Genomic DNA, 13,612 nt, shown 5'->3' with positions numbered 1-13,612 from the left:
CACTCTTTAGAGTGATTTACAACATGATGTGGTGAGGCCCCGTCGCATCTGTTGTGTCTCTGAGGTGCGAGGAGCTCTATGGTGCAAGACCGGAGCACCCCATCGTGCGCGCACAGCACCTTGGTCGGGCGGGCCGACGACATCGGGGCACTCGACCGGCTGGCCCGCGAGGCCCGTTGGGGCAGGGCGGGCTCGGTCGTCGTCACCGGTCCGGCCGGTGTCGGCAAGTCCGCCCTCCTGCGTGCCTTCCTGGACGGAGACGCCTGCCGGCACGCGAAGGTGCTGCGCGGTGCCTGTGCGGAGAGCGCCGCGGGCGACTCCTTGTACGCCTTGCGCACGCTGCTCGGCCCGGCCGTACGGGACGCCTCCCGCGACGACACCGCCTGCCGCGCCCTCCTCGCCCTGACCCCCGGGGCACTGGCCGACGACCCGCCGCACGCCCCCGCCGTGCAGCGCGCGTTCCACGACCTGTACCGCCTCGCGGCGGACGAGCTGAGCCGCCGCCCCCTCGTCCTGGCCCTGGACGACGTCCACCACTGTGACGAACTCTCCCTGCGCTGGCTGGACTTTCTGCTGCGCAGGGCGGACGGCCTGCCCCTGCTCGTCGTCCTCACCCGGCAGGCCGAGGGCACCGTCCTCTCGCGCGGCGCCCCGGCCCACCGCGCCCTGGCCGACCTCACCGCCCACCGCCGCACCACGATGCTGCGCCTGCTGCCGCTGACCGAGACGGACGTGGCCGAGGCGGTACGGCAGGTCTTCCCGGCACCCGCCGCCCCCGTCTTCGTCTCCCGCGCCTGGGCCGTGACCGCCGGCAACCCGTGCCTCCTGGACCACCTGCTGCGGGAACTGCGGGCCGAGGGCGCCGGCTCGGGCGTGGTCGGTGCCGACCGGATTCCCGAGGTCGGCGGGCGCGTCCTGGCGCACTGGACCCGTACCTTCCTGGATCGCCGGCCGGCCTGGGTCGGCGAGGTCGCGCGGGCGGTGGCGGTCCTCGGCGAGCAGGGCACCGACCTCGTGGGCCCGCTGGCCGCCGTACCCGCCGACGTCGTCGAGGACGCCCTGACGGTGCTGCGCGGGGCCGGACTGCTGCTGCCCGGCGGCCGGCACTTCACGGACGGCTCGGTGCGCGCGGCGGTGCTGGCGACGTTGGACGCGCATGCCCTGGTGTGCCTGCGTACCCGGGCGGCCCTCCTTCTGAGCGACGCGGGCAGGCCCGCCGAAGAGGTCGCGGGCCACATCCTGGAGCTGCCCTCGATGTCCGAGCCCTGGATGCCCGGCGTCCTGCGGGAGGCCGCCGTACGGGCCGGGAAGCGCGGCGCCCCGGAGGCCGCGGCCCGCTACCTGTACCGGGTCCTGGAGGTGGACCCCGGCAGCGTGGAGGTCCGCGCCCGGCTGGCCGGAGCGCTCGCCGAGACCGACCCGCCCGAGGCCATGGGGCTGCTCCGCGGAGCGCTGGCGCCCAGCGTGGACATCCGTACCAGGGCGCGGATCGCCGCGCAGTTCGGTACGACCTGCCTGGCCGCCCGCGAGGGCTCCGCCGCCCTGGGCATGCTCGAAGAGGTCCTGGACGCCCTCGACGCCGAACTCGGCCCCGACCCGCTGCCCGCCGACCGGGAACTGCGCACGCTCGTCGAGTCGGTGCTGCTGATCGTCGGCACCCATAGCCGCAGTACGTTCGCCGGGGCCCGGGAGCGGGCCGCGGGGATGGCCGTGCCCGAGGGCGACACCCCCGCCCAGCGCCAGAAGCTGGGGGCGATGGCCGTACTGAGGGTGTTCGACGACGAGGCGGACCCGGAACCCGCGGTGCAGTGCGCCCTGCGCGCGGCCCGCTCGCCCCAGCTGCCCCTGAAGAACTGGTCGCTGATCAACTCCGGCTTCGTCCTGGCCCTCGCCGACCGTACCGACGACGCGCTGCGCGCGCTGGACCGCCTCCTGCGCCACGGCCGGGAGAACTCCGCCGTCTGGACCTACTCCCTGGCCCTGTCCATCCGCGCCCTGGTCCTGCACGGTCTGGGCTCCCTCCCGGACGCGCTCGCGGACGCCCGCAGGGCGGTGCAGATCAGCGAAGCGGAACGGTGGGGCGAGACGGTGGCCCTGCCGCGCCTGGCCCTGGCCGGCGTGCTGGTGGACCGGGGCGAGGCCGCGCGCGCCGAGAAGCTGCTGGCCGGCATCGACCCCGTATGGCGCGACCAGTACGTGTGGTCCTTCTACCGGTACCTGATGGCCCACGGCCGTGCCCGACATGCCCTGGGCGACCCCGAAGGCGCGCTGGCACTGTTTCTCGAATGCGGCCGGTCGCTGGAGGAAGCCGAAGTGCGCAACGCGCTGTATCTGCCCTGGTGGGCGGAGGCGGCCTGTGTGCTCGCGGAACTCGGCCGCGCCGAGGAGGCCCGGGACCTCGCGGCGCACGGCACCCGGCTCGCACGGCGCTGGGGCACCCCGCGCGTCCTCGGCCTCGCGGCCCTGGCCCGCGGTGTGGCCACCCCGGGCGAGAAGGGCGTGGCCCTGCTGGGCGAGGCCGTACAGGCGCTGGCCGCCTCACCGGCCCGCGTGGAGCACGCCCGCGCCGAACTCGTCCTGGGGCGGACCCTGCTGGCCGCCGACGACCGGCGCGGCGCGCGCGAGCACCTGCGTGCCGCCGCCGACCTCGCCCAGCGCTGCGGAGCCCTCACCCTGGGGCAGAACGCCCGCGGCGCCCTGCTGGCGGCGGGCGGCCGCATGCGGAAGATGACCGGCTCGCCCCTGGACCTGCTCACCAGCATGGAGCGCAAGGTCGCCGGCCTCGCCGCCGGAGGCGCGAGGAACCGCTCGATCGCCCAGTCGCTGCACGTCAGCGTCCGTACGGTCGAGATGCATCTGACGAACGTGTACCGCAAGTTGGCCATCACCGAGCGTGCCCAGCTCGCCGCGGTCCTGCGCACTCCGGGCGTCCGCGGGGCGCGGGTGCCACGGCAGGCGTCGCGGACGCGCGGACAGCGCTGAGACGGCCGGGGTGGTGTCGGTGACCGGGTTGAACGACGAGCAGCTATACGCGGGGTTCATACGGGCGGGACGGCTGCGCGTCGATCCGCCCCTGCTCGAACGCGAGGAACAACAGGCCGAGTTGGGCCAGGTGGTGGCCGCCCTCGGCGAAGGCCGACCCGCCGTCGTCTCGGTGACCGGCCGCCCCGGCTTCGGCCACAACGCGTTGCTGCGCTGGGCCGGCCGCCTCGCGGAGGAGCGCTCGGTACGCGTCCTGCGCGTCAGCGGCTCGCTGGCCGAACGCGATCTGCGCTACGGAGCCGTGACCCAGCTGCTCGGCCTGCTGGGCGAGGTGGCCGAACGCTCGTTACAAGACCTGCGGGGCGAGCGGGAGCCGGCCTGTCTGCCGGGCCTGCCCGAACTCCTGCACACCACCCGCCGCACACCCACGCTGGTGACGGTGGAGGACGCGCAGTGGCTGGACCCGGCCTCCGTACAGTGGCTGCAGGCCCTGGTGCGCCGCCTGTCCAACGGCGTCCCCCTCGTCCTGCTCGTCGGACGCACCGGGCTGTACCCGCACGGCCCCGACTGGCTGGCCGACGCCGCCCCCTCCGCACGGCTGTTCCGCCACCTCACGGTCCAGCCGCTGAGCCCGCGCGCGGTCGCCGCCCTCACCGAGCGGATCTGCGGCACCCCGTGCGACGAGGCGTTCGCCGCCGCGGCCACCGAGGCGGCCCACGGCAGCCCCGCCGTCCTGCACGCGGCCCTGCACTGCTTCGCCGACGCCGGCCACCGGCCGACCGCCGACCGTATCCCGCGGCTGCACACCCTGATCACCGGCATCGTCGGCGACCGCGCGGGCCGCGCCCTGCGCGGACTGACCGACGAGGCGACCGCCGTGCTACGCGCGTTGGCCGTCGGCGGCGACCTGCTCGACTTCCCCCTGATCTGCTCCCTGGCCGGGCTGCGCACCGTACGCGAATCCCGGCTGCGGGCGTCGCTGGAGATGGCCGGCTTCACCGTCGCCGAAGGCTCCGACGAACGCCTGCGGCTGCCCATCGTCCGGGCCCGCATCCTGGAGGACACGCCCGCCGCCGAACGCGCCGCCCTGCACGCCCGCGCCGCCCACCTCGCCTACCAGATCGTGGCCGACGACGAGGACATCGCCCGTCTCCTGCTGGAGGCACCGCCCATCGGCGAGCCCTGGGCGGTGCACGCCCTGCGCGGCGGCTCCGGCGCCGCCCTGCGCCGCGGCGACTTCGCCCGCGCCGCCACGTACCTGCACCGCGCCCTGGACGAACCCCAGGACCCGCTGGAACGCGCCCACCTCAGCCTCGACCTGGCCGGCGCCGAGGCCGTGTCCGCTCCCGAAGCCGGCGACCGCAGGCTCATGACCCTCGTCCAGGCCCCGCACGAGGGCGAAGCCTGGGCCCAGCTGCGCGTACGGGCCCTGGACATGGGCCTGGCCCGCGGCGACGACGCCTGGGGCCGCCGCGCCGCCGCGCACGCCCTCGCCACCGCCCACGGCAGCGAGCGCGACGAGCTGATCGCGCTGTACTGGTATGCCGCTGAGAGCGCTCCCGAGACCTGTGACCTGCCCGACCCCGACTTCCCCGCCCTGCCCGAACACCCGTTGGCACCCGCCCAGGCCGGTATCCGGGCCTGGCAGCTCGCCGCACGCGGCCTCCACCGCGCACGGGTCGCGGAGCTGGCCCGCCGCGCCCTGGACGCCGGCAACGCCGCCCCCGCACTGCCCCGCCTGGCCGCCGTCCGGGCCCTGTGGGCCACCGATGCCGCCACCGAGGCCGAGGACCGGCTCGCCACCGTCATCGCCGAACTGCGCCGCCGCCACAGCCACTCCGTCCTGGCCCGCGCCCTGGCCCTGTCCGCCGAACTGCATCTGCGCGGCGGCCGCCTGGACGCCGCCGACCGCGCCGCGGACGCCGCCGAACGGGCCCTGCCCCTCGCCGCCTGGCACCCCCTGGCCGCTACGCACCTCATCGCCGTACGCAGCACCATCGCCCAGGAGGACCGCCGGTGCGACGAGGCCCGCGCCCTGGCCCGTACCCCCATGCCGCCGGGCGCCGAATACGGCCTCTACTGGCCCTACCTGCTGTACGCCCGCGCCCGCGTGGCCATCGAGGAGGGCCACTGGGCCGAGAGCGCCGAACTGTTCAAGGAGAGCGGCCGCTGGCTGCTGCGCCGCCAGTGGGCCAACCCCATCGTGCTGCCCTGGCGCTCGATGGCCGCCCGGGCCTGCCTCACGCTCGGCGACCAGGAACAGGCCCAGCGGCTGATCCGTGAGGAGCTGACCCTCGCCCGCCAGTGGGGCGCCCCCAGCGCACTGGGCCTGGCCCAGCTGGGCGCCGAAAGCGTCGACCAGCAGGAACCGGCCGACGGCACGACCACCCGCCTCCTGGGCGAGCTGCCCACCCGGCTCGCCTACGCATGGGTCCTGGCGGATCTCGTCACCGAGGAGGTCACCAAGGGCAAGCGTGCCTCCGCGGCCCGCCTGCTGTCCGAACTGTCCCGCCTCACCGTCACCCGTACCTCCGGCCGGCTGGCCGAACGCGTACGGTGGCTGACCGCCCAGCTGGACCAGCCCGCCGCCCCCGACGAGGACGCCCTTCCCGAGGGCTGGTCCGCCCTGTCGCCCGCCGAGCGGCAGACCGCCGAACTGGCCCGCCGCGGCCTGGGCAACCGCGAGATCGCTGAACAGCTCATGGTGAGCCGGAGAACCGTCGAGCACCGGTTGAGCAATACCTACAAGAAATTGCGTATCACCTCACGCAAGGAACTCCGCGCGCGGAGCCGGTCGACGGAAAGGGACGTAACGGATGCTGTATGAGCGGGAGTCCGAACTGACCCGCATCAATACCGCACTACGCCGGGCGCAGGCGGGCCGTTCGTCCGCCCTGGTGCTCACCGGCCCCTTGGGCATCGGCCGGTCCACGCTCCTCCAGGAGGCCGGCGCCCAGGCCCCCGACACCGTACGGGTCCTGCGGGCCAACGCCGCGCCCATGGAGCAGGACTTCGCCTACGGCATCGTCCACCAGCTCCTGGGCCCCGCCCTGTACGCCGCCTCCGGGGACCAGGGCGCGGGCGGCGTCGCACGGCCGTGCCCCGCCGGCCGTCTCCCGGCCCCCGGCGACCAGGACACGCCCGCCTCCGAAGCCGTACTGCACGACCTGCGCTCCGTGCTGGCCGAAACCTGCGCCGACACGCCCGTACTCCTGCTCGTCGACGACCTGCAGTGGGCCGACCTGCCCTCCCTGCGATGGCTCGCCTACCTGGTCCGGCGTCCGTTCGGACTGCGTGTCGTCCTCGTGTGCACCCTGCGCGACGGCGACCCCCGCGCGCAGCACCCGCTCATCCGCGACCTCGCGGACGCCGCCGAGATCCTGCGCCCCGCCCCGTTCTCGCTCGACGGCACCCGGGCCATGATCCAGCACCAGCTGGGGGAGCCGGCCGACGACGCCTACGCGCACGCCTGCCAGGAGACCTGCGAGGGCAACCCGCTCTTCCTCGAAGCCGTCCTGCGCGAGCTGGCTCTGACCGGCCACCGCCCCACCGCCGAACACGCCGACGAGGTGCGCGTGCAGGGGCCCGCCCAGTTCCGCGACCGCCTGGCGGGCTGCCTGTGCACCCAGCCGGGGCCCGTACGGGACCTGGCCGCTGCCATCGCCGCCTTCGGCGACCACGGCGACGCCGACCTCTTCCGGCGCCACGCGCGCCTGGACGCCGTCGGCTTCCAGCAGGCCCTGCGCCCCCTGCACCACCTCGGTCTGCTCGGCCCGCACGACACCCCGCGCTTCATCCACCCCGTGGTCCGCGACGCCGTCGACTCCTCCCTCACCGTCGCCGAACGCGAGCGCTCCCGCGAGGCCGCCGCCGAACTCCTCCACCAGGCCGGCCGGCCCGCCGAACACGTCGCGGACCTGCTGATGACCGTCACCGCCACCCACCACCCATGGGCCGTGGCGGTACTGCGGGCAGCCGCGCAGGCCGCCCTGCGCCGCGGTGCACCGGACACCGCCACCCGCTATCTCCAGCGCGCTCTGCTGGGAAGTACGGGCTCCTTCGAGCGCGCGCGCCTGCTGATCGAGCTGGCCGGCGCCGAACGCGCCACCGACCCCGCCGCCTGCGAACGCCACATCGGCCAGGCCGTCCGCCTCCTGCCGTCGGCCACCGACCGGGCCGCCGCCACCCTGCTCATCCCGCCCACCTTCCTGGGCGAGGCGCCCGCCTCGGCGGTGGACCTGCTGCGCCGCGCGTCCGAAGACCTCGACCCCACGGCCGCGCACCGGGGCACCGCCCGGGAGATCGCCCTGCGCCTGGAAGCACGGCTCTGGCACGCCGGGCACGAGAACCCGACGGAACTGACCGGAGCGGTGGAACGCCTGAGAGCACTGGGCACCCCGCCCCCCTTGGACACCGGCGGCGACCGCGAACTGGCGGCCGTGCTGACCAACGCGGCGACCCTCTCCAGCGCCCTGTCCGCCACGGACGTCGCCGCCCTGGCCGGGCAGATCCTGGAACGCGAGCCGGTGACCGCCGCGCGCGCCTGCATCGCGCTCCCGCTGGTCGCGGTGGCCCTGTACGCCGCCGACACCGTGGAGGGCCTGAACACCCGCCTGTCCGGCGAGCAGCACGCCGGCCGCCCGGACGCGGTGGTGCACGCCGAGAACGCCCTGGTCCAGCTGGCCTGCGGCCGCCTGACCCAGGCCCGTGAACAGGCCGACCTGGCCGCCGAACGGGCGGATGCGGACTGGCGCGAGTCCACCACCGCCGTACGGGCCGCGGTGGCCATGGAGACCGGCGACGTCCAGCTGATCGAACACCTCCTGCGGGACGCCGGGCAGCGCTGGACGGGCGGCCTCGCGCTGACCGCCATGCTGCAACTCCTCAAGGCATCGCTCGACGCGCGTCGCGGCCGTGGCGCCCACGCGCTGGAATCCCTGCTGGGCTGTGGGCGCCAGCTGGAAGCGGCCGGCTGGCGCAATTCCGTCCTCTACCCCTGGCGGCCCCGCGCCATCGCCCTCCACCACCGCCTGGGCGAGCCCCGTGCGGCCCTGGCCCTGGCGGAGGAGGAGCTGGCCTGGGCGCGGCAGTGGGCGGCCCCCGCCTCGCTCGGCCGCGCCCTGCGGCTGCGGGCCCTGCTGCCCGGGGGAGGGGGCGTCGCCACGCTGCGCGAGTCCGCCGATGTCCTGCGGGCATCCGCCAACACGCTCGAACGGGCCCGTACACTGCTCCAGTTGGGCCGGGCGCTGGAGAGCGGCAAGGAGTCGAAGGCCGTCCTGCGCGAGGCCGCCGATCTGGCCACCGCCTGCGGTGCCCCCTGGCTGACCGAACGCGCCTACGCGGCCCTGGGGACCACCGCGCCGAGTGTGGACGCCTCCCTCACCCACAGCGAGCGCAAGGTCGTCTCCCTGGTGGGCAAGGGACTGACCAATCAGGAAATCGCCGATGAACTCGGTGTGAGTACACGGGCCGTGGAGAAGCATCTGACCTCGTGCTACCGGAAGTTGGGCGTGGCGGGGCGACGCGAGTTGCCGGGAAGCCGAAGTGCGGGCGCGGTGTTCGCCGTGGGGTGAGTCCGCCGTGCCCCGTACGGCTTACCGGCGGTAAACGGTACGGGGTGTTCGGGGGCACCGAAAGAGTGGTGCGGGACCGTACCCCTCCGGAGGGCGACCACAGGTTTAGCCGTACCGGGCCGGGTGGACGTTGACGCTTGTCTGGACCTCTCCCTAGTGTCGAATGTGTTCGGGGAGGTCGGAATTCTCTCCCACAGCTGCCGGGCCTTCGGTCGGCCCGGGGCGTTTCATTCTCCGGATTTTTTGCCACCTCGCTCGATTGCTCGTGCACTTCTGGTTACAGACGGGGGTTGGAAAGGATGTCGGTCCCTTGAAGTTTTCCGCTCTGGTGGATTCCCCGCAGATTTCGACAGGCCGGAGTGCGGCCGGCCCGGTCGCGACGGCCGTCGCCCCGGTACGGCGGGACGCGCGCCCGCCGTCCGACCGGCAGGGCGTGTGCATGGCCGTACTGGACCCCACCCTGACGATCCGTCAGGCCACCCAGGACTTCTTCCGCAACTTCGCGACCCCCGACGAGAGCGGCACCGATGTGCTCGCCGGCGCACCCTCCGACTCCGCTACCACCACGGCCCCCGACGTCTGCGGCCGCGACTTCCGCGAGCTGGTGCATCCCAGCGTGCGGCAGCCGCTCATGCGGCAGTTCGAACGGCTGCTGAGCGGCCGCTGCGACCGGTTCTCCGCGCACGTCGTGGCGCTGCGCTCGGAGGGCGACGCCTTCACCGGCAGCCTCACGGCCACCGCGGTGAGCGGCTACGCCCCCGACCCGGCGGCGGTGCTCGTGCTGATGCGGCCGGGACAGAGCGCCGAGGGCGACGCGGTGGTCGCGCCCCGCAAGAAATTACTCAGTGAGATCGACGCGAGAATCCTGGAGGGAATAGCGGCGGGCCTGTCCACGATTCCGCTGGCCTCCCGGCTGTATCTCAGCCGGCAGGGAGTGGAGTATCACGTCACCGGACTGCTGCGGAAACTCAAGGTGCCCAACCGCGCGGCACTGGTGTCCCGTGCCTATGCGATGGGGGTGCTGACGGTGGGAACCTGGCCGCCCCGTGTCGTGGAGGGCTTCATCAAGTAACGCACAAGCAACATTCCCGCAATCCCGTGGCTCGCCGAACGCGGACCGCGGGCCGGTCCCCGCCCCGTGCCCGGCCCATGGTCCGAATGCGAGCCGACGGGACTCAAGGCGCCGGGGTACCGCGGAGCAACCGCGGTACCCCGGCGCCTCGTCGTGCGGCCGCTCCCGGGGCCCGGCCGATTCTAGGGAATTCCATGGCCGTCCTTGCCGAGACTGGGCAGGTGGCGTGCGGGAAGTCGAGCTGCCTCGTGCCGGGCACGCAGATATCTCATCAGTCGCTGTGGAACAGCCGTCCCCAGTGCCGGATGCCCACAACGAAATCCTCTGCTGTCCGCCGGTCTTAGATGGGTTGGGTTGAACGTGGCGAACATGGACCAGGAACAGAAACTCCGCGACTACCTGAAGCGGGCCAGTGCCGATCTGCGGCGCTCCCGGCAGCGGGTGGGCGAGCTGGAGGCGGCGGCCCGCGAGCCGATCGCGATCGTGGGCATGAGCTGCCGCTTCCCGGGCGGCGTGCGCAGCCCCGAGGAGCTCTGGTCCCTGCTCGCCGCCGACGGGGACGGCATCACCGCGGCGCCCGCCGACCGCGGCTGGGAGCAGGCGGCCGAGGACGCGGGGGAGTTCTCCGGCGGCTTCCTGCACGAAGCGGCCGAATTCGACGCCTCCTTCTTCGGGATCTCCCCGCGTGAAGCGCTCGCCATGGACCCGCAGCAGCGGCTGCTGCTGGAGTCCTCCTGGGAAGCCTTCGAGCGGGCCGGCATCGACCCGGCGGCGGTCCGGGGCACCCGAACGGGCATGTTCGTCGGGGCGATGCCCCAGGAGTACCGGGTGGGCCCGGACGACGACGTCCAGGGCTTCGCCCTGACCGGCACCACCACCAGCGTCATCTCGGGCCGCCTCGCGTACTTCTTCGGGGCCGTGGGCCCGGCGGTCACCGTCGACACCGCCTGCTCGTCCTCCCTCGTGGCCCTGCACCTGGCCGCCCACTCGCTGCGCCAGGGCGAGTGCTCCCTCGCGCTGGCCGCCGGTGTGACCGTGATGTCCAGCCCCACCACCTTCGTGGAGTTCAGCCGCCAGGGCGGCCTCTCCCCGGACGGGCGCTGCCGCTCCTTCGCCGACTCCGCCAACGGCACCGGCTGGGCCGAGGGCGTCGGCGTCCTGGTCCTGGAGCGCCTTTCCGAGGCCCGCCGCAACGGGCACGAGATCCTGGCCGTCGTACGGGGCTCCGCCGTCAACCAGGACGGCGCCTCCAACGGCCTGACAGCCCCCAACGGCCCCTCCCAGCAGCGGGTCATCGAACAGGCGCTGGTCAGCGCGCGGCTCTCGGCCGACGAGGTCGACGCCGTCGAGGCGCACGGCACCGGCACCACCCTCGGCGACCCGGTCGAGGCGCAGGCGCTGCTGGCGACCTACGGCCAGGGCCGCGACGCCGGCCGCCCCCTCCTGCTGGGCTCCGTCAAGTCGAACCTCGGCCACACCCAGGCGGCGGCCGGCCTGGCCGGTGTCATCAAGATGGTGCTGGCCATGAAGCACGGCCTGCTCCCGCGCACGCTCCACGTGGACGCGCCGTCCTCGCACGTCGACTGGACACAGGGGGCCGTACGCCTGCTCACCGAGCAGGTCCCCTGGCCGCAGGGCGAACGGCCGCGCCGGGCCGGCGTCTCCTCGTTCGGGCTCAGCGGCACCAACGCGCACACCATCCTGGAGGAGGCCCCGGCCGCGCCCCAGGAGGACACCGAACAGCCGGCCGCGCCCGAGCCCGTGGCGGCGGGCGCCGTCCCGTGGCTCGTCTCCGGCCGTACCCGCGAAGCGCTGCGCGCCCAGGCTGCGCAGCTCCTCGAACACCTCGCGTCCGACCCTGGCGCCGCGCCGGTGGACGTGGCCTACTCCCTGGCCACCACCCGCTCCGGTATGGAGCACCGCGCCGCGTTCACCGCGGCCGACCTCGACCGGGCGCGCGCCGCCCTCACCGCGCTGGCCGACGGCACGCCGGACCCGGGCCTCGTACAGGACACCGCACGGACCCGCTCCAAGCTCGCCTTCCTCTTCACCGGGCAGGGCTCCCAGCGGCCGGGCATGGGCCGCGAACTCGCCGCCCGCTTCCCCGTCTTCGCCACCGCCCTCGACGAGGTCCTCACCCACCTCGACCAGGGACTCGACCGGCCGCTGAAGGAGCTGCTGTTCGCCGGGGAGGGCACGCCCGAGGCGGCCCTGCTCGACCGGACCGGCTACGCGCAGCCCGCGCTGTTCGCCATCGAGGTCGCGCTCTACCGCCTCGCCGAGTCCTTCGGCATCAAGCCGGACCACCTCGCCGGGCACTCCATCGGCGAGATCGCCGCCGCGCACGTGGCCGGGGCCTTCTCGCTGGCCGACGCGGCGGCCCTGGTGGTCGCCCGCGGCCGTCTCATGCAGGCGCTGCCCGAAGGCGGCGCCATGATCTCCCTCGAAGCCACCGAGGAGGAGGTCCTGCCCCTCCTGGAGGACCGGCGGGACCGCGTCTCGATCGCCGCGGTCAACGGGCCCGCCGCCGTCGTGGTCGCGGGGGAGGAGAGCGAAGCGCAGGCCGTCGCGGAGCACTTCGCCGCGCTGGGGCGCAAGACCAAGCGGCTGCGCGTCTCGCACGCGTTCCACTCCCCGCTGATGGAACCCGTGCTGGAGGAGTTCCGTACGGTCGTCGCCGGACTCACCCCGCAGACGCCGGTGATCCCGGTCGTCTCCGGCCTGACCGGCACCCTCGCCACCGTCGAGCAGCTGGCCTCGCCGGACTACTGGGCGGACCACGCCCGGCACACCGTGCGGTTCGCCGACACCCTCGCCTGGCTCGACGGCCACGGCACCGCCACCTACCTGGAACTGGGCCCCGACGGCGTCCTGTCCGCCATGGCCCAGAGCTGCCTGGCCGCGGCCGACGACGCCGCCGACGGCGTTCCCGCGACGCTCGCCGTCCTGCGCAAGGGCCGCCCCGAGGCCGAAACCCTCACCGCCGCGCTGGCGGGCCTGCACACCCGCGGCGTCACCGTCCAGTGGGAGCCCTACTTCCAGGGCACCGGCGCCCAGCGCGTCGACCTGCCCACGTACGCCTTCCAGCGCCGCCGCTACTGGCCCCGGAACGTGCCCGGGGCGGGCGGCGACGTGCGCGCCGCCGGCCTGGGCGCGGCCCACCACCCGCTGCTGGCCGCGGCCGTGTCGGTCGCCAACTCCGACGGCCTGCTGCTGACCGGCCGGCTGTCGCGGCGCACCCACCCCTGGCTCGCCGACCACGCCGTACGCGGCACCGTCCTGCTGCCGGGCACCGCCTTCCTGGAACTGGCCGTACGCGCCGGGGACGAGGCCGGATGCGGCCGCGTCGAGGAACTCACCCTGGCCGCACCGCTGGTCCTGCCCGAGGAGGGCGGCGTCCAGGTGCAGGTGTGGGTGGGCAGCCCGGACGAGTCGGGCCGCCGCGCCGTGAGCGTCCACTCCCGCCCCGACGGGCCGGAGGAACTGCCCTGGACCCAGCACGCCGCCGGCACCCTCGTCGCCGGTGAGCACCGCGCCGACTTCGACGCCACGGCCTGGCCGCCCGCCGACGCGCGTCCGCTGGACCTCGACGGCTTCTACGACCGCATGGCCGACAACGGCTTCGGCTACGGGCCGCTGTTCCAGGGCCTGCACGCCGCCTGGCGCAGCGGCGACGCCGTCTACGCCGAGGTGACACTGCCCGGGGCCGACGGCGCCGACGCCGCGTCCGCCACGTCGTTCGGCATCCACCCGGCCCTGCTGGACGCCGCGCTGCACGCCGCGGCCTTCGCCGACCTGGGCGAACAGGCCCGCGGCGGACTGCCCTTCGCGTGGCAGGACGTGACCCTGCACGCGAGCGGGGCGAGCACGGTCCGTGTGAAGCTGACCCCGGCCGACGACGACGCCGTGGCGATCGCCGTCGCCGACACCACCGGCGCCCCGGTCGCCTCCATCGGCTCGCTGGTCCTGCGGTCCATGCCCGACG

Annotated in this window: 5 protein-coding genes (1 of these 5 only partly in view); all 5 read left to right on the top strand. The window is 74.5% G+C overall.

Features of this window, described 5'->3' with window-relative positions; genetic code table 11:
- The first annotated feature begins 78 nt into the window (after positions 1–78).
- Positions 79–2,982 (top strand): helix-turn-helix transcriptional regulator, encoded by a 2,904-nt coding sequence (locus ADK86_RS31840; RefSeq protein ID WP_053699706.1) that lies wholly within the window; start codon positions 79–81, stop codon positions 2,980–2,982.
- Between the two features lie 19 nt (positions 2,983–3,001).
- Positions 3,002–5,809 (top strand): helix-turn-helix transcriptional regulator, encoded by a 2,808-nt coding sequence (locus ADK86_RS31835; protein ID WP_234346140.1) that lies wholly within the window; start codon positions 3,002–3,004, stop codon positions 5,807–5,809.
- Positions 5,799–8,555 carry an ATP-binding protein gene (locus ADK86_RS31830; protein ID WP_053699705.1) on the top strand — a complete coding sequence of 919 codons (2,757 nt, stop codon included), beginning with the start codon at positions 5,799–5,801 and terminating at the stop codon, positions 8,553–8,555. Before ADK86_RS31835 ends, ADK86_RS31830 begins: the two co-directional genes overlap by 11 nt.
- Before the next feature lie 310 nt (positions 8,556–8,865).
- Positions 8,866–9,627 carry a LuxR C-terminal-related transcriptional regulator gene (locus tag ADK86_RS31825; RefSeq protein ID WP_078952394.1) on the top strand — a complete coding sequence of 254 codons (762 nt, stop codon included), beginning with the start codon at positions 8,866–8,868 and terminating at the stop codon, positions 9,625–9,627.
- A 369-nt stretch (positions 9,628–9,996) separates the two neighbouring features.
- Positions 9,997–13,612 carry the 5' end (the start) of a type I polyketide synthase gene (locus ADK86_RS43460; protein ID WP_234346139.1) on the top strand. 17,639 nt of this gene lie beyond the right edge of the window, so only the first 3,616 of its 21,255 coding nucleotides appear in the window; the start codon lies at positions 9,997–9,999; its stop codon lies beyond the right edge, outside the window.

This window comes from Streptomyces sp. NRRL F-5755, from assembly GCF_001279365.1.
In the GTDB taxonomy this organism is placed as follows: Bacteria; Actinomycetota; Actinomycetes; order Streptomycetales; family Streptomycetaceae; genus Streptomyces; species Streptomyces rimosus.
This window is presented reverse-complemented; position numbering and strand designations above follow the sequence as displayed.

Coding starts and splice junctions, on each gene's coding strand:
- ADK86_RS31840 (WP_053699706.1), top strand. CDS start 79: ATGGTGCAAGACCGGAGCACCCCATCGTGCGCGCACAGCACCTTGGTC.
- ADK86_RS31830 (WP_053699705.1), top strand. CDS start 5,799: ATGCTGTATGAGCGGGAGTCCGAACTGACCCGCATCAATACCGCACTA.